This is a genomic window from Streptococcus sp. DFI.7.26, from assembly GCF_022240605.1.
GTDB lineage: Bacteria > Bacillota > Bacilli > Lactobacillales > Streptococcaceae > Streptococcus > Streptococcus xiaochunlingii.
This window is the reverse complement of the sequence record NZ_JAKOGN010000057.1, coordinates 1-317: the sequence shown is the minus strand read 5'-3', so window position 1 is coordinate 317 and position 317 is coordinate 1. Positions and strand designations below refer to the sequence as shown.

Below are 317 nucleotides of genomic sequence, written 5' to 3'. Positions count from 1 at the left end.
CACAGTAGCTCCAGATGGAACTGTTACATTTGTTCCAGAAAAATCATTCACAGGAGCAGGAACAGGCGTAACTGTGAAACGTGTAGATAAGAATGGTACACCAGTAACAGGTAAGTACACACCAACAGTAACTCCTGTAACACCGACAGCGACACCTGCTGAATCAGTGGCACCTCAAGGTGTTGTTCAAACTGGTACTGTTACCTTCACAGAAGGTGATCCAGTTGCGCCAATCGACAAGGATACGATTACCCTCCTTGATGAAAATGGTCAACCAGCAGCTTCAGTAGATGCTAAGTCACCAGACGGCAAGGTTA

1 protein-coding gene is annotated in these 317 nt (G+C 46.1%); it reads left to right on the top strand.

The window, feature by feature from the left end:
* Positions 1-317, top strand: a 317-nt coding sequence (locus L0M85_RS10090; RefSeq protein ID WP_238656946.1) for a hypothetical protein, incomplete at both ends; no start/stop codon positions are given.